This window comes from Brevundimonas sp. GW460-12-10-14-LB2 (assembly GCF_001636925.1).
Classification (GTDB): domain Bacteria; phylum Pseudomonadota; class Alphaproteobacteria; order Caulobacterales; family Caulobacteraceae; genus Brevundimonas; species Brevundimonas vesicularis.
In genome coordinates this window covers 500,895-521,294 of record NZ_CP015511.1, presented here as the reverse complement: position 1 = coordinate 521,294, position 20,400 = coordinate 500,895, and the positions used below count along the sequence as shown (strand labels likewise).

Annotated in this window: 15 protein-coding genes; 7 read left to right on the top strand and 8 right to left on the bottom strand. The window is 66.1% G+C overall.

Annotation, left to right across the window (positions count from 1 at the left end):
• From A4249_RS02430 to A4249_RS02420, 3 genes are all read right to left on the bottom strand, one after another.
• A complete protein-coding gene (locus tag A4249_RS02430) occupies window positions 1-945 on the bottom strand; it encodes a DUF808 domain-containing protein (protein WP_066550709.1) in 945 nt (314 codons plus the stop codon).
• 2 nt (window positions 946-947) lie between these two features.
• Window positions 948-2,156 (bottom strand): LL-diaminopimelate aminotransferase, encoded by a 1,209-nt coding sequence (locus A4249_RS02425; protein WP_066554680.1) that lies wholly within the window; start codon window positions 2,154-2,156, stop codon window positions 948-950.
• Window positions 2,157-2,319: 163 nt separating this feature from the next.
• A complete protein-coding gene (locus A4249_RS02420; RefSeq protein ID WP_066550706.1) occupies window positions 2,320-4,353 on the bottom strand; it encodes a TonB-dependent receptor in 2,034 nt (677 codons plus the stop codon).
• Window positions 4,354-4,476: 123 nt separating this feature from the next.
• On the opposite strand from A4249_RS02420, the gene A4249_RS02415 reads away from it, so the two are divergent.
• Window positions 4,477-5,067, top strand: a complete 591-nt coding sequence (locus A4249_RS02415; protein WP_082854026.1) for a class I SAM-dependent methyltransferase — start codon at window positions 4,477-4,479, stop codon at window positions 5,065-5,067.
• Window positions 5,068-5,070: 3 nt separating this feature from the next.
• On the opposite strand, the gene A4249_RS02410 is transcribed toward A4249_RS02415, so the two are convergent.
• Both A4249_RS02410 and A4249_RS02405 read right to left on the bottom strand, forming a co-directional pair.
• Window positions 5,071-6,222: a glycosyltransferase family 4 protein gene (locus A4249_RS02410; protein ID WP_066550704.1), complete on the bottom strand. Its 1,152-nt coding sequence runs from the start codon at window positions 6,220-6,222 to the stop codon at window positions 5,071-5,073.
• Between the two features lie 2 nt (window positions 6,223-6,224).
• Entirely contained in the window at window positions 6,225-7,190 is a 966-nt protein-coding gene (locus A4249_RS02405) for a glucosamine inositolphosphorylceramide transferase family protein (protein WP_066550701.1), read from the bottom strand.
• 134 nt (window positions 7,191-7,324) lie between these two features.
• Here A4249_RS02405 and A4249_RS02400 point away from each other — a divergent pair, with 134 nt between their 5' ends.
• From A4249_RS02400 to A4249_RS02390, 3 genes are all read left to right on the top strand, one after another.
• Complete coding sequence (locus A4249_RS02400; protein ID WP_082854025.1) at window positions 7,325-7,915, top strand: RNA polymerase sigma factor; 591 nt, start codon at window positions 7,325-7,327, stop codon at window positions 7,913-7,915.
• Window positions 7,916-8,024: 109 nt separating this feature from the next.
• The gene (locus A4249_RS02395; protein ID WP_066550698.1) at window positions 8,025-8,975 is read left to right on the top strand and encodes a FecR family protein; all 951 of its coding nucleotides are present in this window, start codon (window positions 8,025-8,027) and stop codon (window positions 8,973-8,975) included.
• Window positions 8,962-11,436, top strand: a complete 2,475-nt coding sequence (locus A4249_RS02390) for a TonB-dependent receptor (RefSeq protein ID WP_082854024.1) — start codon at window positions 8,962-8,964, stop codon at window positions 11,434-11,436. Before A4249_RS02395 ends, A4249_RS02390 begins: the two co-directional genes overlap by 14 nt.
• Before the next feature lie 28 nt (window positions 11,437-11,464).
• Here the strand turns inward: A4249_RS02390 and A4249_RS02385 are convergent, their stop codons facing one another.
• Genes A4249_RS02385 through A4249_RS02375 form a run of 3 tightly spaced genes read right to left on the bottom strand, consistent with a single transcriptional unit; the run spans window position 11,465 to window position 16,358 of the window.
• A complete protein-coding gene (locus tag A4249_RS02385; RefSeq protein WP_231868755.1) occupies window positions 11,465-13,792 on the bottom strand; it encodes an ABC transporter permease in 2,328 nt (775 codons plus the stop codon).
• Entirely contained in the window at window positions 13,777-14,838 is a 1,062-nt protein-coding gene (locus A4249_RS02380) for an HlyD family secretion protein (protein ID WP_231868754.1), read from the bottom strand. The genes A4249_RS02385 and A4249_RS02380 overlap by 16 nt, the downstream gene beginning before the upstream one ends.
• A complete protein-coding gene (locus tag A4249_RS02375) occupies window positions 14,835-16,358 on the bottom strand; it encodes a TolC family protein (protein WP_066550692.1) in 1,524 nt (507 codons plus the stop codon). Before A4249_RS02375 ends, A4249_RS02380 begins: the two co-directional genes overlap by 4 nt.
• Window positions 16,359-16,653: 295 nt before the next feature.
• Here A4249_RS02375 and A4249_RS02370 point away from each other — a divergent pair, with 295 nt between their 5' ends.
• The 3 genes from A4249_RS02370 to A4249_RS02360 are packed head-to-tail and all read left to right on the top strand — an operon-like array spanning window position 16,654 to window position 20,373.
• A complete protein-coding gene (locus tag A4249_RS02370; RefSeq protein WP_066550689.1) occupies window positions 16,654-17,643 on the top strand; it encodes an SDR family oxidoreductase in 990 nt (329 codons plus the stop codon).
• Window positions 17,640-19,487, top strand: a complete 1,848-nt coding sequence (locus tag A4249_RS02365) for a glycoside hydrolase family 15 protein (protein WP_156494615.1) — start codon at window positions 17,640-17,642, stop codon at window positions 19,485-19,487. The genes A4249_RS02370 and A4249_RS02365 overlap by 4 nt, the downstream gene beginning before the upstream one ends.
• A complete protein-coding gene (locus tag A4249_RS02360; RefSeq protein WP_055807962.1) occupies window positions 19,480-20,373 on the top strand; it encodes an SDR family oxidoreductase in 894 nt (297 codons plus the stop codon). The genes A4249_RS02365 and A4249_RS02360 overlap by 8 nt, the downstream gene beginning before the upstream one ends.
• Window positions 20,374-20,400: the final 27 nt, after the last annotated feature.

Below are 20,400 nucleotides of genomic sequence, written 5' to 3'. Positions count from 1 at the left end.
CTAGTGCGATTCCCTGGAGCGCAGGCGCGCGACCTGATGCAGGACCAGCACCACCACCCCGCCGACGATCAGCCCAATCACGGCCGAGGCCACCGCCGTCGTCAGCCTGCTCATCACGACGGCCAACGGCCCGAACAGTTCGCCGACGGCATGCGACAGATGCTCGACCGGCACGGCCGGCCAGTGCAGCCCCAGCGTATGGGAGCCATGCAACAAGATACCGCCGCCGACCCACAGCATGGCCGCCGTGCCGATCACGGACAGGGCGCTCATCACCATCGGCATGCCCTTGACCAGACCCCGCCCCAGGGCGCGAACCCCGCCGTTGGGCCGCTGGGCCAGATGCAGGCCGATGTCGTCCATCTTCACGATCAGGCCGACTGCGCCATAGACGACGACGGTCATGGCGATGCCGACCACAGCCAGCACAGCGGCCTGGGTCAGGATCGGCTGCGCCGCCACATCGGCCAGAGCGATGGCCATGATCTCGGCCGACAGGATCAGGTCGGTGCGCACCGCCCCCGACACCGTCGTCTTCTCCAGCGCCGCTGCATCGCGCGCGACCGGCGTGGCATTCTCATGCCCGCCGTGCCCCATCGCCTCCAGCAGCTTTTCCGCCCCCTCGAAACACAGATAGGTCCCGCCGCACATCAGGATCGGGGTGATTGCCCAGGGCGCGAAGGCGCTGAGCACCAGGGCCACCGGCAGGATGAAGATCAGCTTGTTGCGAAACGACCCGAGCGCGATCTTGCTGATGATCGGCAGCTCGCGGCTGGGCGACAGGCCCATGACATAGCGCGGCGTCACCGCCGCATCGTCCACCACCACGCCGGCGGCCTTGGTCGAGGCCTTGCCCGCCGCCGCTCCCACGTCATCCAGCGACGCGGCCGCCAGCTTTGCGATGCCGGCGACGTCGTCCAGCAGCGCGATCAGTCCAGACGGCATAGTCAGTCTTCCCGGCTGGGCGGCACATTGACGCCCTGCGATTTCAGATAGGATTTGATGTTGCGCGCGGCCTGGCGGATGCGCTGTTCGTTCTCGACCATGGCGATGCGCACGAAGCCCTCGCCGTTCTCGCCATAGCCCACGCCCGCCGCCACCGCGACCTTTGCGTGGGTCAGCAACTGCTTGGAGAACTCCAGACTGCCCAGATGCTTCAGCGCCGGCGGCAAGGGCGCCCAGGCGAACATGGAGGCGGCCGGCTTGGGAATGTCCCAGCCCGCACGGCCGAAACTCTCGACCAGCACATCGCGCCGGCGGTGATAGAGTTTGCGGTTCTGCTCGACGATGTCCTGCGGCCCGTTCAGCGCCGCGCACGCCGCCGCCTGGATCGGCGTGAAGGCGCCATAGTCGAGGTAGGATTTCACCCGCGTCATCGCCGCGATCAGCGTCTTGTTGCCGACCGCAAACCCCATGCGCCAACCGGCCATGCTGTAGGTCTTGGACAGGGAGGTGAACTCGATCGCCACGTCCTTGGCCCCCGGCACCTGCAGGATGGAGACCGTCGGCTTACCGTCGTAATAGAGCTCCGAATAGGCCAGATCGCTGATGATCCACAGGTCGTTCGCCTTGGCGAAGTCCACGACGCGTTCGTAGAAGGCCAGATCGACCGTCTCCGCCGTCGGGTTCGACGGATAGTTCATGACCAGGATCTTGGGCCGCGGTACGGTGAAAGCCATGGCCCGCTCCAGCGCCTCGAAATACTTCTCGTCCGGCGTAGTTGGCACGCTGCGGATCGCAGCCCCGGCGATGATGAAGCCGAAGGTGTGGATCGGATAGGAGGGATTGGGCGCCAGGATCACGTCGCCCGGCTCGGTGATGGCGGTAGCCAGACTGGCCAACCCCTCCTTGGAGCCCATGGTGACGATCACCTCGGTCTCGGGATCCACATCGACGCCGAAGCGGCGGCCGTAATAGTTGGCCTGGGCGCGGCGCAGGCCGGGGATGCCGCGTGACGCTGAATAGCCGTGGGCGTCGGGCTTCCTGGCCACCTCGATCAGCTTGTCGATCACATGCTGGGGTGGCGGCAGGTCGGGGTTGCCCATCCCCAGATCGATCACGTCCTCGCCCGCCGCACGGGCCGCCGCGCGCATCGCATTGGTCTCGGCGATGACATAGGGCGGCAACCGCTTCATGCGGTAGAATTCTTCGGACATGACAGGCTCGTCGTTGGGATCAGCGGCCGTGGATCGACCGCCTTTAGCGCTTAGCGCGCCAGCGGCCTCGCGCAACAGCATTGAAGGTCATTTTCACCCGTCAGGCGGACGAAATCTGTGCGTCGCGCAAAAACCTGGTCGAGAAGACAGCCGGTCCGCGTGCTCAATAGCTCAACCGCAGACCGATGCTGAGCGTTCGCGGCGGGCCATATCCGGCGACGCCCGTGCCCGTTTCCGACACCTCGACATTCTCGTCGAACAGATTGTCCGCGGCCATCCAAAGGGTCGCGTTCCGCGTGAAGGCCCATTCCCCTCGCGCATCCAGCGTCACGGCGGCGTCCAGCACCCGGCTGTTCAGGTCGTCGTCGAACCGGCTCGATTCATAACGTGCCGCCAGCGCCAGGGTCAGTCGATCGGTCGCGCGCCAATCCAGCCCGGCCGTCGCGCTCCATTCCGGCGCCTGTGCGGGACGCAACCCGGTCAGCTGCGCGGCGGACGATCCGCCGTCGATCTCGGCGTCGGTCCAGGACGCAGCGGCGTTCAGCGACACGGCTGACGACAGGTCCAGCGCCCCCGTCAGTTCCACACCCCAGGCGTCGATGGTCCCGGCGTTCTGGCGCTGGCGCAGCACGCCGCCCGCCGGCACGAACCCGGCGCGCGGGAAGGTCGCCGGCCCGGACCCGAGCGTCACATTGACGATGGCGTCTTCGATCTGATTCCAGAACACCGACGCACCCCAACGCATGCCCTCGCGGTCGAATGCCAATCCCGTCTCCACGCCCTTTAGCGTTTCCGGCGTCAGGGCGGCGTTGGCCTCGGTGATGTCGTTGCCGACGCGGAACGGCCGGTGCAGTTCGTTCAGCGTCGCCGGCCGGAATCCGGAATAGGCCGCCGCCCGCGCCGCATAGCCGCCGCCCAGATCACGCCGAAGGGCCAGACGCGCGCTGACCACCTCGCCCGACCGATCCGGATCACTTTCGTTCAGCAAGACCGCGCCGGTCGCCAGCGTGTTCTCCTGACGGAATCCGCCGGCATTCTCCCACCGATCCACCCGCAGTCCGCCGGCCACCAGCCAGTCGGCCGCGGTCCAGGACGCATCGACATAGGCCCCGGCCACCGCCGTCTCCCCGCCCGCACGCCGAATGCGGGTGAAGCCGGCTCCTGTCGGATTGCTGAACAGTTCGTTGGTTTCGCCGTAGTTGAAGCGCGCATCGGCGCCCACCTCCCACTCTAGCCGTCCGCCCGCGAAATCGGTCATGCGGCGGCGCAGCGCCGCGTTCAGTCCCCATCCCGTCGCGGGCGTCTTGAACTGATCGTTGGCCGGCGTCGTGGTCGATCGATCGGCCGACACTGAGGCCGAACTGTTGGCCAGATTACTGTCGATCCGCCATGCCTGCAGCCGCCAGCCATAGCCGTCGGCCGACGGCGTCTGAGCCGCCGTGGCGCTCAGGCTGTGCCCGCTGGCGTTGGCGCGCGTTCCGGCCAGACCCGATCCGCGATCCTCCTCCCAGTTCGCCGCCCTGACCGACAGGTTCGCCTGTCCCAAGGCCGTATCGACGCGCAGCGCTGCACTTCGGCTGTCGAGATCCAGCGGCGTGTCCGCGGCGCCTGCCGCCGGCCCGCGCACCGGCACATAGCCGTCGCTGACTTCGCGCAACCCGCTCAACATCACCGCCAGAGGTCCCAGTCGCGTGGAGGCGGACCCCGCCGCCCGCAACCCGCCGCGCTCGGACGCGGACACATCCACCGCGCCGCCTTTCGCGCGTTCACGCAGGGTGATCGTGCCCGTCAGCGCGCCCGCGCCATAGGGGCCCGAGCCCGCCCCCCGGATCACATCCAGGCTCTCCAGAGATTCCGGCGTCGCCTGGGACCAGATGACCCAGCCGCCGAACGGATCGTTCAGCGGCACGCCATCCAGCAGCACCAGCGTCCGACCTGCCCCGGACGGCGCAATGGCCCTCAACGAAATCCCTTGCGTCGTCGGGTTGGCCGCCGCGCTGCTGGTGCGTCGAAACAGCGACACCGCCGGCACGGACCGTAGCGCCTCGTCCAGACGCGACGACCGAGACAAGACCCCCTCATCGATCCGCACCACAGAAAACGCAGCATCGGCCGCCGCCGGCGGCAGACGCGCGGCGGTGACGACGATCTCGGGCAAGGCGGTGGGCGTGACGGGGGGAGGAGCGTCCTGGATCATGCGCCGTCAGTAGGCGGTCGTTTCGCCACATCAAAGCCCGGCGATCCGAAACGCCCGGAAAAGCGCGAGACAGATCGCCGCCCCCTCGATAACAACCGTATCGAACAGTCCAAGGGGAAGCACGTGGGTCTGGGAACGCTCGTCAGGGGTCTGATCTTCGGTAAGGACGCCGACCGCAGGCGACGGTCCGCCAAGGCGGCGCGAATCCGCGCCCTGCCCGACCGACAGGTGATGGCCGACAGCTATGTCCCAGCGTTGGCGGCCGACGGCGGGCGCATCATGTGGGTCGGTTGCCGCGAGTATACTCTGGACGACTACGCCTTGCTGGAGGCGCAGGGCGGCGAGGTCTGGACCACCGACATCGATCCGGCCGCCGCACGCTGGGGCCGCGAGGGTCGCCACCGCACAGGCGACGTTTGCGAGGCGGATCGGCTGTTCCCGGACCTGAGCTTCGACGCCGTCGTCTGCAACGGGGTGCTGGGTTATGGCGTCGACAGTCCCGACCAGCAGCAGCGCGCCTTGAAGGCTCTGGCGGCCATCCTACGCCCGGGCGGTCGCCTGCTGCTGGGCTGGAACACCGACAAGATCGCCGATCCCGTCGCCGCCGGCCTGACCGACGCCGACTTCCAGGCCGCGCCCTTGGGCGACCAGCCGACGCGCGTGCGGTTCGACGCGGTCACCCACGTTTACGACAGCCTCATCCGAAGAGGCTGAAGCCTAGCCCTGAAGCCGGGTCAGCGACGCCGCCGGCCCGAACAGAGGACGCCGGCGCAGCGTCGGCTTCGGCGTGACGAACGCCTTGTCGACCAAGGCCTCGCGCAAGGCGTCCAACTCGGCTGCGCGCGCTGCCGGCGAATGCACCCGCTCGACATATGCCTGCCCGCCACGCGCCAGAGCCAGACTTTCATCGGGATTTTCGACCAGACGCATCATGGCGCTCGTCAGAGAGCCGGCCTCCTCGACATCGACATACAGCGCATATTCGCCGCTGGCTTCGCGCAAGCCGCCGCGTCCCGACGAGATCAGCGCCGCGCCCGCCGCATGGGCCTCCAGCGCGGCCAGACCTAGGGCCTCGCGCACGCGCGACGGCGTGACCGCGATGGCGGCGCGCTGCGTCATCGCCCGCACCGCGTCCAACGACGCTGATTTGTGGATTTCAACCCGGTCGCCGAACCGCTCAAGCATCCGCACCTGCGGCGCGGCCCAATCCTGATGCTTGTCCCAGTCGCCCAGCATCAGTGCGCCGCGCCAGTCGGGATGACGATCCAACGTCTCGGCCAGGGCTGCGCAGAACAGGTCCAGCCCCTTGTCCCTCATCGCCCGTCCCGAAAACAGGATCAGGTTCTCGCGCTGCTCGGGCGATGCGCGCCAGGCGTCGCTTTCGATCGGATTGCAAACCGACGAGACGCGCCCGGCCAGACTCCGATAATCCGTTGCGAACTCTTCACCCGCCGCCCGGCTGACGAACACCAGACGGTCGAACCGCGCGAGGCGTCGACCATATCTCAGACGTTCGATCAGGTTGCGCGACGGTTTGATCCGCGTGTGGCGATAAAGAACGTGGATCGCGTCAGGCAGTTGTCTCGCCAGCTCCGAGGCCGCCTTCAGTTGTTGATGGTATTCCACGATGTCCGGTGACAGCTTCTTCAGAACGTCCACCACCGCCGCATTTCGCGCCTTGCGGCTCAGCCCAGCCGGCACCGTCACCATCTGCACGCCTGCGGGCGTCGGCCCGCCGGCGTCGGCGATCAGCGTCACCAACCGGTTCAAACGGCTGTGCGCGGACAGGGTGCGCACCACCGTCTCCATCGAGTTGGTCTTGTCCGGACAGAAGGTGCAGCCTCGCGGCAGAACGACGGCGATACGCATGGTCAACCTTGCTTGCGGACGGAGACGGTCGAAAAGATTTCAGGATGAACGGCGGCGCCGGTGGCGCGGCGACCGCGCGGCCCGTTCAGGCCCAGCAGCCGACGCGCCTTGAAGCCGGCCTTCAGCCATGGCTCCGCCGACGACTGGCGGATGCCCTTCACATCGATGAAGGTGACGTCTCCCTGACCGGACAGGGTGTGAAAGCCGTCGCCGTACCCGTCCAGCAGATGGCCCGGCTCAAACCGTTTCACGACCACCGCCGAAAACGCGTCAGGCGACAACACATCGATCCGCAGCAGATTGATCGCCGCGCCATAGGTCACAGCGCAGTCCTGAACCGGCAGATGAAGCGCGCCGTCGTGCACGAACGCCGACCCGCCCGGCCGCGAGGTCTGGAAACCGCCCATCACCGGATTGCCGGGATGCGCCGCCCACAGCCCCGTCAGGCTGTCGGCCCAGGCGATGTGCAGTTCGCGCATCGCTCGGTCGTCCGGTCCGGGCAGCGCATGGAACATCCACCACCGGCCGTCGTGCTTCACCACCGTGGCGTCGATCGCAGCCGCCTCGCCGATCCGGGCCACCGCCTCCCACTGGTCCGGGAAACGGACACAGCGATAGAGGATCAGCCCGCCGCTCTTGTAGCCTTCCGGCAGAATGTAGAGTTCGCCGCCGTCCTCAATCAGGGTCGGATAGGACAGGTGCCAGGGCTCGGACAGGGCCACGCCCTGCCCCACCAGCCGGTCGTCGGCGTCGAATTGACGATAGTGAATCTCGCCTCGACGCACATGATAGTCGAACGCCTCGACAAAGACGGTCAGCACCCCGTCGCGCGTGATCCCGAACGGGTCCGCGACATAGGCATGGGGTCCGCAGTCCGGCAGCCAGACGATCTCGTCCGCGCGCGGATCATGGTCAATGAAGCTGCTTAAGGGACGGCGGATGAAGCCCGAGCGCCAGAGATCGAACACGACTACGCCCTAGCCGACCGAAAGAACCGGGGCCGTCGTGCCGTTATATCCTGCAAACGCGCGCATCTGGGTCCTGCTCGTCGCCGCAACACGGCGCCTTCATGACAAGGACGCCGCCGACCAGCCCTTGCCTCATGAAAATCGTCACGGCATTGAAGGTCTTGGCCCGTCTGGCTGCACGAGAGGACTTCGCCCGTTTGACCGCGCCTGCCGCGCATCCCCTGATCGCCGCCTATCTTGAGCAGCGCGAGGATCTGGCCCGGTTCTGCCGCGCGCGGCTGGGCGGCGCGTCGGGCGATGTCGATGATGTGCTGCAGGACATCTATCTCAAGGTCTCGACGCTCGATCTTGACCCGTCGCCGGACAATCCTCGCGCCTTTCTATTTCGCCTGACCTCCAACCTGCTGATGGATCGCTGGCGGTCAGGGCAGCGGTCGGCCAACCGCGACGCCCAGTGGCGTCAGCTGAACCACGAGACGGGCGCCGCCGAAGACCTGGACGCGGCCCCTTCGGCAGAGGCGGTCGTGGCCGGGCGCGAGAAACTGGCGCGCCTTCTCGCCGCCTTGGATACCCTGCCCGCCAAGACCCAGACCGTCTTTCGCCTGCACAAGTTCGATGGGGTCAGCTATGCCGACGTCGCCGTCCAAATGGGCATTTCGCGCAGTTCAGTCGAGAAGCACATGATGGACGCGCTGCGCGTCCTGTCCCGCAAGGTTCAACCGTGATGCCGGTTCTTTTCACGCCCTGGGGGAATTTATCTGAAGGTGAAAGCTTGGCGGCGCCGTCTTGCTATCAGGAGGCGCGTTGCACGGCGTTCCTCCAGGCTGGGAACGGATGACCGCACAAACCGACATCGAGGAAAAGGCGCTGCACTGGTTTGTCGTCCTGCGTGACGACGATGCGCCCGAATCCGCCTGGCTTGAATTCCAGGACTGGTTGGAGGCGTCGCCGACCCACGCCGCCGCCTATGACGCCGTCGAGCGCCTGTGGGTCGATCTGGACGCCCCTGCCGCACCGACAGAGACCCCGGTCATCGACCTCGCCGCTGCACGTGCACGTCGCGCCAAGACACGTTTGCCCTGGCTGGGCGCGGCGATCGGCATCGCCGCCAGCGTCACTCTGGCTGTCGGCCTGTTCCTGTGGCTGACGCCGGGCTCGCAAATCTACGCCACCACCGACGCGCCCTTGACGGTCGCGCTCGAAGATGGATCGCACGTCTATCTAAACCGCCATTCCACCTTGGACGTCCGATTCGACGGCGACAACCGCTCGGTGTCGCTGACTGAAGGCGAAGCCGCCTTCGACATCGCCCACGACCCTGCCCATCCGCTCATCGTCGCTGCCGGCGATCATCAGGTCGAGGTGCTGGGCACCGCCTTCAACGTGCTGAACCATGGCGACCGTTTCGCCGTCGCCGTGGAGCGTGGCGTCGTCGCCGTAACACCCGTCAACGCACCCAAGGTCCGACTGGTCGCCGGTCAGGCGCTAGCGCAGAGCGGCGAGCAGGCCCCAGCCCTGTCTCAGGTTTCGCCGGACCAGACTTCACCTTGGCGACAAGGCGTTCTCGTCTATCGCAACCGACCGATGACTGATGTCGCGGACGATCTTTCGCGTTATCTCGACAAGCCGGTCGTGCTATCGACATCGGCTCGGGCGCTGCGGTTCACCGGCGCCCTTCGCATTGGCGACGAGGCCGTGATGTTGAAGCAGTTGCAGGATTTCGCCCCCGTCCGCGTGGACGCATCTTCGCGTGAAGTCCGCGTCAACGCCCGTGAGGTCGGTTAAGGGCGGGCGGCCCGAACGCCTCGGCCGGTCCAAGCCACACGCCGCCGCCCTTCTTCCCAGTCTCTTTCTGCTCGCCACGACGGCCCTGAGCACGCCGGCGCAGGCGGATGCGCGTCTGTTCGACATCTACATCCCGCGCCAGTCCGTAGACGACGCCCTGCTGGACCTGGCGCTTCAGGCCCGCGTTTCACTGGGCGGCAGCCTGACGTCGTGTGCAGGCGTCAGCCCAGCGATCAGTGGCCGGATGTCGCTGGACGCGGCCCTTACGCGATTGCTGGCGGGCAGCGGATGTCGCTACGCCATCCGCCAAGACGGCGCTGTGATCATCAGCAGGCAACTAAGCGCACTGCCCGCTCCCGCTCGACCGATCGCCCCACGCCCCGCCGCTGCTGTGGCGTCGCCGGAAGACGTGGCTCAAGTCAGCGAAGTCGTCGTGACCGCCCCGCGCCGACCCGAACTGATCCAGTCTTCTTCATCCGCAATGACGGCGGTCGGCGCCGATCGCATCACCCGTGCTGGGGTCACGGGCATGCAGGGACTGGACAGCCTCGTGTCCGGCATGACTGTGACCAATCTCGGCCCCGGCCGGAACAAGATCCTGCTGCGCGGCATATCGGACGGCGTCTTCACCGGCCTGACCCAATCCACCGTCGGCCTGTACCTCGACCTGACGCCGGTCACATACGCCGCCCCGGACCCGGATCTGAAGCTGATCGACATCGACCGGGTCGAGGTGCTGCGCGGCCCGCAAGGTACGCTGTACGGCACCGGCCCCATCGGCGGCGTCGTGCGTATCGTCACGCGGGCTCCGGCGATGGGCGAGGAATCTCTGTCGCTCTCTGCGACCCGGTCGCGCACTGACGGCGGCGGCTGGAACTCCGACTACGGCCTGGTCGCCAACCTGCCTATCGCCGGCGACCGCGCCGCGATCCGCGCAGCCCTCTATGGCGAGACCTACAGCGGCTATATCAACGACGTCGAACTGAACCTGCGGCGGGTCAATGACGGCACGCGGCGCGGCGGCCGGCTGTCCGCCGCGCTGGAGATTGCGCCCGGCTGGACGGCACGCGCCGGCGTCGTTCACCAGTCCATCGTCACCGAGGACACCCACTACGTCTATCGCGGCCTCGGCCCTTTGAGGCGCGCCAATCTGGTTCGAGAACCGCATCAGAACCGCTTCGACCAGGGCTCGGCCTCGATCGAGGGACGTGGCGCCTGGGGCCGGCTAAATACTTCCGTCTCGGTCGTCGAGCATGGCTTCAAGAGCCGCTACGACGCCTCCAGCGCCCTTCGCCGCTTCGGATCGGGCTGGCGCATTGGCGCGCTGGACGAAGGCAAGGAAATCCATCTGGTCGTCGGCGAGGCCAACTTCGCCTCTCCCGATATCGGTCGCTGGCGCTGGTTGGCCGGCGGTCTGGTGTCGTCCAACACCACACGCACCAATCCCGTCCTGTCCGCCCTGACGCCCGAGCCTCGCACGGTCTATTCAGAGGCGCGGCGCGACCGGCTGAACGAGGCCGCCGTATATGGCGAAGCGTCGCTGGACCTGCCCCACGACCTGACCCTGACCGCCGGGGCCCGCTACTACGCCCTTGAATACGACACCACCTCCCTGGTTCGACAGTTCAGCCGCTCGCGATCCTTCGACGGAAGTGGGGAATCCGCCGGCTTTACGCCCAAGATCGCACTCGCTTGGCAGCCCAGCGATCGCCTGAATCTATCCGCTCTGATCAGCCAGGGCCACCGGACCGGCGGCTTCAACACCGCAGGGGTCATCGGTCAGGACTTCAGCGGCAGATCCGACTCACCAGCGCGCCAATACCAGCCAGATAGCCTGTGGAACGCCGAGTTGGGGGCCAAGTACCGATCGGCGGACGGTCGCACCCGCCTCCGCGCCGCCGTATACGCCGCACGCTGGCGCAATGTGCAGAGCGACCAGTTTTTGCCCAGCGGCCTAGCCTATGTCGTCAACGTCGGCGACGGCGCCGACAAGGGCTTCGAGGTCGAGGCCAACTGGCGTCCCTCTGAGACGCTTGAGCTTTTCGCCAACGGGCTCGTCGCCGACCCACGCATCACCTCGCCCAGCGCGCGGTTTGATTCCCGTCGCGACGCGAGCTTGCCCGGGGTGCCCCGGGCTTCTGCGAATGTCGGCTTCAACTGGCGTCGTCCGCTTGGCGAGCGTCTTGAACTTTTGGCCGACGGCGGCCTGTCCTACGTCGGCGCGTCGCGCCTGACGTTCGACGGACGCCAGCAATATCGAATGGGCGATTACGGCACGGGCAGGCTGGCCTTGGGCGTCGAGGCGTCGGCGTGGACGGCGACCGTCTTCGTGGACAATCTGTTCGACACCGAAGCCAACACCTTCGCCTACAGCGACCCCTTCCGCCTGCCCGACGCCCAGGCCATCACGCCTTTGCGGCCTCGCACGATCGGCCTGACGCTAAGGTGGGCGTCGCGATAGCCACCCATCCATGCGCTTCGATTGGTCCTCATTCTCCCGCTGCGCTTTGCGACAATGACGACCTTGCCGTCACGCGCAGAGAGCCGCGCACCACCCACAAGCCGCCATAGACGAGGGCAAGGCCTGTCAAAATGGCTGCCAAACCTGAGACTTCTGAAAGGCTGGCGCCCATGGCGTTAAGGCGAACAAAGGCCTGAACCGCAGCGGTGGACGGTGAAAGATGCGCGAGCCAAACGAGACCTTCAGGCATCATGAAATGCGGCCACGCAGCGCCGGAGAGGAAGAACAAGGGCGCGGAAGTGCCGACCAGAACCTGCAAGACTCTCTCATGGCGATCGAAAAGCACGCCTAGAAGCAGACCCACAGCGGCGACCGCTGCTGAAAAAATGGGCGCCAGCAGTAGGACGCCCATCAGGTTGCCGGCGCGCGGATAGTCCTGAAACCAGAATACGAAACCGAAATAGAAGAGGCTGGATGCTGTCCCAATCGCCGTAAGCGCCAGCCACAGACCCAAGCGCGCGCTGCGTCTCAACCTAGGCGCGGCGGTCTGTCGGCGCACGGCTGTAATCACGCCGGCGCCCAGCAATAGCGTCTGCTGCAGGATGATCAGACTAACCGCCGGCACGGCATAGCCGCCATAGCCCTCCGTCTGGTTGAATAGCGAAACCTGCTCCAGAGTCGGCGCCAATCTGACGGTGCGGGCGACATCAGGCAGCCCCTTCAACTGCGCCTCGGCGACCTGCGCTGTTGCGGCGGCGACGGCTTTGCCGACGGCTGTGACACGAACCAGATAGCCGCCGTTAAGCCAGATGGCCACGCCCGTCGGCGCCCCCCTGACCAGATCGGCCTCAAAACGCTGAGGCAGGACGACGACCCCATCGACCACGCCGCGCCGCATCAGTTCAAAGCCCTCAGCAGGGGATGAAATCACGGCGGCGACCTCGATCTCGCGCGAAGCATTCAGGTCTTCGACAAGGGTGCGCGTCAGCGCTGTCTGCGTCGGTGTCGCTATGGCGATGGGCAGTCCCGTCGCGGCCTGTCCGGCATATGCGGCCGGATAGTAGAAGGCGTAAAGGACGACGGCCAGGATCAGCAGGCTGCTGACCGGCCGCGCACGCGGCAGGTTCCGGAATGTCGCGGCAAAGGCGGCGATAACGCCCTGTTGCGGAAGCGGAAAGTTCAAACTCTCCGGCTTGGGGACAAGACGCGCCCGTCCCCGGATGAACAGCGCCATTAGAAGAAAACCAACGACGGCGACGCCGCTCAGGATCATCAAGTCTCGCCATGCCGATGCGGAAGTCGCACTCGTGACTAGCTGGCCGGTCTGCAGCCGTAGATAGTGCGTATAGGGAAGGATATCGCTCCAGATCCGGGCGAAGCGCGGCCCATGGTCCAGCGGGAGAGTGCCATTGGAAAAGGCGATAGCCGCACCCGAATAGATGGCGGTGGCCGAGAACGCCATATCCACCTCGCCAAGCGCGGCGACCAGAAAAGCCGACAAGACAACGCTCACCGCCATCAAGGCGAGTATGCCAAGGATCAGCAGAGGGAGCGAGCCTGCTACACCCCAGCCCCGGACGCCGCTGAGCCAAGCGATCCAGGCCAACCCCCACAGGCTGAAGATCACGAAGTGCGGAATGAGTCGCCCGATCAGAGCTGTCGTCGTGAAGCCGTCTGTCTCGGCCTTGAAGCATTTGAAGGAGCCGCCCTGCATCAGCCGACCAACCGCCAGCACCGCGGAACAAGCCGCCAGCAGATGAAGGACCCCCGGCGCCAGAAGTCCGCCGAGAAAAAGCTCGAAGCTGAGCTGCGGATTGCCGACGATCGACACTTGGACAGCGGGGAGTTGCAATGCGGTTTCGGGCAATCCTCTCTGGCGCGCGCGTTCTTGCAACTGCTGGCCGGCCGCTGATGCGATGGCCGCGCTCTGTCCCCAGGCGGACAAGGCGCCGACCGTCTGGAAGGCGCCGTTGAATGATACGGTCACCTGTTCCGGCCGACGAAACGCACCGTCAGAAAAATCTGCTGGAAAATGAGCGACGCTGTAAATCTCGCCCCGCCGCATCAAGGCCATGGCCTCCGTCATCGTCGCCGGAGCATGGGTCACGCGAACACCGGGGCTCGCCTCCATGTTGCGGATTGCGGCGCGGCTGAAGGCCGAATTGTCCTGATCGACCACGGCGACCGGGGCCTGACGGATCACTCCAGGGGCCAGCATCGCCGCGATGACCATCAGCAGGATCAGCGGCAGGCCAAAGGCGACGAACGCGTCCCACCGTCGGGTCACCAAGAGGCGCGCCTCGTCCCGAACGGCCGATACAAAGACGGCCGCGAGGCGTCTCACCGTGCGGACCAATCGAACAGCACGCTCATGCCAGGCCTCAGGCCGCTGACAGGTCGAACAGGCTTGGCCTTGACCTGAAAGCTTCGCACGTCATAGCCGCTGGACTGCCGGGTTGAGCGCCAGGTGGCGAACTCGCCCTGAGGATTGATGGCGGTGATCCGGAAGCCCACGTCAGCGAGGCCGAGTGCGGGCACATCGCCACGCACGATCGCGCCGATTTTCAGATCGCGAAACTGATCCTCGCGCACACTGAAGGTAACCCACGGGTCGCCGATGTCCACGATTGTGAAGACTGGCACGCCCGTGAGCACGAGCTCGCCGACATTGGCGAAACGCTCCGCAACCTCGCCGTCGTTTGGCGCAAGCAGTCGTGTCTCACCCTGGAGGCTTTGGACCTCGGCGACGGCGGCCTGCGCGCCTTGCACATTGGCGTCGGCAACGGATTTTTCCTGCGGCCGTGTCCCTGCCAATGCCTTCAGATACTGCTGACGGGCGGCTTCGGACTGCGAGGCTGTAGCAGCGCGAGCGGCCACGGCTTCGTCACGGCGTTGGGCGGAAATCACGCCTTCGGCGAACAGGTTCTCCGCCCGCCGCGCAGTCTGGTCCGCCAAACGAGCCGTCGCCTGGGCGGCGCGCCAGACGGACTCGACCGACTGCACATCCTCGCGGCGAGCGCCTTCGCGGCTCATCGACTGAATGGCCTCACTCGACTGAAGCAGGGCCCGGGCCTGAGCCTCCTTTGCTGCAACCTCCGGGCTGCTCATCAGAGCCAACTCTTGACCTGCCTTCACCTGATCGCCCTCTGAAGCCAGGAAGCGCTCCACGCGACTGGGCACCTTGGTCGCAACAGTGAAGGTCTCCGCCTCGACCATGCCCTGAACCTGATCCCTTACAGGACGGGCCGCGAGGAAGAGGCCCACGATGATGAAGCCGATCATCAGCACGAGGCCGACGCCCACGATCACAGGCAGAATACGTCGCCGTGCAGACGTACGACTGGCCGCGATGGTCGGCGCACCGTTTGTCGAGGCATCGGCAAAGGGAGGCGTCTCGCTCATGGCGCGCTGATCCGGTCTTCGCGTTGCAGATAGTCGTTCAAGGTCAGATCGCTTCCCGACGCCGCCAGCAAGGCGGCCAGGCTGAGATCATATTCGTAAGCTGCTGCTGCGCGTTGCAAACGCGCGGCCCCCAGAAGATTGCGGGCGTCCACGACCGAGGCGGCTGTGGCCTCGCCTTCACGGAACCCAACCTCCTGAACTCTAAGATTCTCGCTGGCGGCCTCCAGGCTGCTGTCCATGCTCAGAAACTGACGACGCGCCAACTCCGCCTGATTATAGGCTCGCGTGACCAGCAATCGGGCGTCGTCTCGGGCCTGTCGTTCCACCTCCGCAGCAGCCGAGGCCTGGGCACGTGCGGCCCCCAGCATACGTCGTCGATCCACCGTCGAAATCAGAGTGTAACGGGCGCCGATCCCAACCGCCCAATCCGGCTCGGTCGGCAGAGCGTCGTCTGAGTTCAGGTTGTAGGTTCCGAATGCATAGACGGACGGCTTCATTCGTGACGCCGCGAGATCGGCGCCCGCCTCGGCCAGATCGCGCCCGGCTTGAGCCTGCGCAAGGCGAGCGTTCGTCTGGCTTGCCTGGTCAAGAAACACGCCGGCTGGACCGACTGGGTCACGGTTCACGAACAGGGGCGTGGTTGGAATGACGGGGCCATTGGTGTCAACAACCCTGGCGAGGGACGCCACGGCGTTGTCGTGCTCCAGTTCGGCCCTGTTGACCTGCCGCTGAGCCGCATCGCGGGCGACTTCGACCTGAAGCGTCTGGGCGTGGCTGAGCACGCCTTGCGATTCCAACAGTCGAGCGTTGCGCAAATGCAGATCGAAGCCGTCACGGGTCTCGCGTGCGATCTTCAGCGCTTCGGCTGCCAGCACCTGGCCAAAGTAAGCCCGCGCCAGATTTACGTCCTCCAGACTGACAGCTTCCTGCTGCTTCGCCTGCGCCAGATCCACATTGGCCGCCGCCGCTCGTCGGAGAGCTGGAATTGCGCCGCCGGTATAGATCGGCTGAAGCGCCGTCACCGTGGGGCGAAAGGTCGTGTCGTCGACCTGCAATCGGACGTCTTGCGGCAAGGCGGCGAAAATTTCGGGAAGCGCCGCTTCCAGCCGCTGGCCGACACTCTGCAACACGTCACCCGGCACACCGGGCAAATCCGCGATGAGCCCAGGAATGGCGGCGCCGAGCTCGGCCTGTGCGCGGTCCAGCGTGTCGCCCAGCGAGAGATCGAATGTCTTGCGATAACGGATCAACTGAGCATCGAGCGCTACGGTCGGCCGATTCAGCCCGGCAGCCACATCCGCCTGGGCCTTGGCGGCCTGCATCCCATAGCCCGCAGCGCGACCGAGACTGGAGTTGGAGCGAACACGTTGCTGAGCGGCCGCATAGGTCAGAGCGACTGTAGCGTCGCCTTGGGCCGCCTCTTGGGGTGCGGCCTGAACTTGGGAGACCGCCGCAAGGGCGTTCGGCGCTGATCCGGCCAAAATGCCGACAGCAACCCAGCCGATCCAAGCTGCACGCATCGTTTCACCCCGCCTTCAGCAGAGAGAAACTATCCGAAGCTAAGCCGCTTGGTCCAGCGGCTCCGCATCGCACGACAGCGAATGACGTTGCACAGTCTTTGCCGCCGTCCTGCATGCTTACGCCTGTTCCATCTTTATGGTCGACGCTTCGCGCCAGCATCGAAATGCTGACTAGCGCCCCGGAGTGCCGGTCGCCGGAAAGACGGCAACCTTCCTCCGGACGTGTCGTTGTCAGAGCCTCCCCTTAGGCCGCAGCCGCAATCGTCATTCCGCAATCGAGATCAGAAGGATCGCCATGCCGGTCATCGTCGTCACAGGCGCCAGCGCCGGCATCGGTCTCGCGATTGCCGAGCGGTTCGCCCAAGCCGGATGGCAGGTCGTGGTTATCGCCAGACAGGCTGAGCGGCTTTTCAACGCCGTCGAACAGCTGAATCGTTCGGGCGACCGAGTGATCGGCATGGCGGGCGATGTGTCCGATCCGGAGTTCGTCGAGCAGGCGGGCCGCGATGTCGTGGACGCTTTCGGCGGCATCGATGTCTGGGTCAACAACGCCATGTCTACGGTCATCGGGCGCGATGAAGATCTGACCGACGCCGACTACCGCCGCGTCGTCGAGACGACCTATCTGTCTCAGGTCTACGGAACACGCGCGGCGCTTCGGGCCATGCGGCCGGCGGACAAGGGGGCGGTGATTCAGATTTCCTCGGGACTGGCGCTGCGCCCTGCCCCGCTGCAGGCGGCCTATTGCGGCGCCAAGGCCGCCGTCGATGGGTTTACCGAGGCCATTCGGGCCGAACTGATCGCCTCAGCCTCCAACGTCACCTTGACCACCGTCTATTTGCCGGCCGTCAACACGCCCCAGCCTTTGTGGTCACGCAACCGGACAGACCGAGCGCAGGTCATTCCAGATCCCCTGTTCGATCCTCGCCTGTGTGCATACGCCGTCTGGTCGGCTGTGCAGCGCCCCAGCCGCAAGGTCTTCGTGGGTCGCACGACGTGGCTGATGACGCTGGCGCAACAGTTGACGCCGGCGCTGGCGGATCGCCAGGCCGCCAAGATGATCACAGCGCAGCAGGGCGACCCCCAACTTCCCCGTCTGGGCACTCTCGACCGCCCGGAGGAAGGCCCGGCGGCGATCGACGGCCCGGACACCGAACGGGTGATCAGACCGTTGATCGGTTTCGTGTCCAGCCGCCAGATCGCGGCGCTCAAGGTCGCGGCGGTCGGTGTCCTTGCGGGCCTTGCCGCAGCGGCTGGCTTTGCGATCGGATCGTCCAAACGATGACCGAGACGGTCTTCACACCCGATCCCGCGCGTTCATCGCAGACGCTCCGTCCCGACGGATACGTCGCCCTCGAAGACTATGGCGTCCTGGGCGAGGGCCGGACGGTGGCTCTGTCGGCTTTGGATGGCGGCATCGATTGGTGGTGCGTCCCGGCGATCGATGCGCCGCCCCTTTTCGACCGGCTGCTGGATCCGGAGGGCGGCCGGTTTTCGATCACGCCGATCGAGGTCTTCACGGCGACCCGCCGCTATCGTCCCGACAGCAATGTGCTGGAGACGGAGTTCACCACCGCCAATGGGCGCGCGCGCCTGACCGAGAGCCTGAACAGCGGCACGGCCGGTCGTTTGCCCTGGTGCGAACTGGCCCGCCGTATCGATGGCCTGGAGGGCGAAGTGACCTTCGCCCTGGACATGCGTCTGGGGCGTCGGGGCGATACGGCCAATCCGTATCATTCCAAGATCGGCGAACACACGGTCTTCCACGTCGAGCGGGTGCTCGGCCTGTTCGTCCACGATCCGCGCATCTCATGCGAATGGTCCGATGAGGGCATTGTCGGAACCATTGTGGTCGGCGCAGGCGAGCGGCGAACGGTGGCCATCGTCGCCGGGCGGGACGAGCCGCTGGTCGTGCCGTCCATCGAAGAGATCGACGCCCGCATCGACCTGTCGGATCAGGAATGGCGGGACTGGGCGGCGCGCCTGAACTGCCCCGGCCTGTATCGCGAAGACTTCATTCGCAGCGCCCTGGCGTTGAAGTTGCTGCTGTATTCCCCGTCCGGCGCCATCGCCGCGGCCGCCACGACGTCCCTGCCCGAGCGTCTGGGCGGCGATAAGAACTGGGATTATCGCTACGCCTGGCTGCGCGACGCCGGCTATACGATCGAGGCCTTTTTGGCGGCCGGCGCCCAGGCGGAGGCCAAGGCCGCTTTCAGTTGGCTGCTGATGCAGCTGAAGCGCCATGGCGCCAAGGTCTGCTACAGCCTCGACGGCGCACTCGTGCCGCCGGAAACGCACTGGGACATGCCGGGCTATAAAGGCTCGCGTCCGGTCGTCACGGGTAATCGCGCCGCCGACCAGGCCCAGCACGGCGTATTCGGCGACATCTTTGAGACCGCCTCGCGCTTCGTCGGCTGCGGCAACATCCTCGACAGCGCCAGCGCCCAGCAGTTGTCCGAACTGGCGGATCAGTGCGCCGACGCTTGGCGACAGCCGGACGCGGGCATGTGGGAGCTGGAAGACGAGCAGCACTACACCATGTCCAAGATCAGCTGCTGGCAGGCCTTGGCCCGCGCGGTCGAGCTGGCGGACGCGGGACAACTGCCGACGACTTGCCGGGATCGCTGGCGGCGGGAGCGCGACCGGATTTTTGACTGGGTCGAGACGCATTGCTGGTCCGAAAACCTTCAGGCCTTCGTCATGTATCCGGGCAGCGACAAGCTGGACGCCGCCCTGGCCCTGGCCGTGCGGTTCCGGTTTGATGGCGAAGAGCGGCTGCGCGCAACCCTTGAGGCGCTCGACCGCCATCTCGGCGCCGGCGTCTTTCACTATCGCTATACCGGCATGCAGGGCGAGGAAGGCTGTTTCATCGCCTGCTCCTTCTGGATCGCCGAAGCTTGGGCGACGCTCGGCGAACCGGACAAGGCGCGCGCCCGCATCGACGGCCTGCGCGAAGCCCTCAGCGGCCGCTGGGGCATGCTGACCGAGATGATCGACCCGGACACCGGCGCCTACCTCGGCAACATGCCGCAGGGGCTCAGCCACCTCGCGCATCTGACCGCCCTGACCGCCGTCGGCAAGGCGCAGACCACTTCCCCCCAGCCCGAAACGGAGACGTTCCATGACTGATCGACTGACCCTTCAGGATCCGCGCGAGCAATATCCAAAGCCGCCCTTCCCACGCCAACCGCAACCCGTGCCCGGCGAAGCGCGCGAGATGGACCCCAAGCCCGATCATGGCGAGGACAGCTATCAGGGTTCCGGCAAGCTTAAAGGACGCAAGGCCCTGATCACCGGCGCGGACAGCGGCATCGGCCGCGCGGCCGCCATCGCCTATGCTCGGGAAGGCGCCGACGTGGCGCTGTCCTATCTGCCGTCCGAGCGCAAGGACGCCGCCGAAGTCATCGCGCTGATTGAGGCCGAAGGCCGCAAGGCCATCGACCTTCCCGGCGACATCACCGATGAAAACTGGTGCCGGCAGATGGTCGAACAGGCCGTGTCCGCGCTGGGCGGACTGGACATCCTGGTCATCAACGCCGGCCGCCAACAGTATCGCGAGGACATCTCTCAGGTGACGTCGGAAGACTTCGACAAGACCTTGAAGACCAACCTCTATGCCATGCACTGGATCGCCCAGGCGGCCGTCCCGCATCTGCCGGCGGGCGCCTCGGTCATCACCACCGCCTCGATCCAGGCCTATGAGCCTTCGGCCATCCTGCTGGACTACGCCACCACCAAGGCCGGGATCGTCGCCTACACCAAGGCCCTGTCCAAGCAGCTGATCGAAAAGGGCATACGCGCCAATGTGGTGGCGCCCGGCCCCTTCTGGACGCCGCTGCAGTCGTCCGGCGGACAGCCGCAGGAAGCCGTGATGAAGTTCGGCGAGCAGGTGCCGCTGGGTCGTCCGGGCCAGCCTGTCGAGATCGCCCCGGTCTATGTGCTGCTTGCCTCGCAGGAAGGGAGCTACATCACGGGCGAAGTGTTCGGCGTCACCGGCGGCATGGGCGTCGCCTGACAAGATAAAAACCGGCGGCGGAATAAT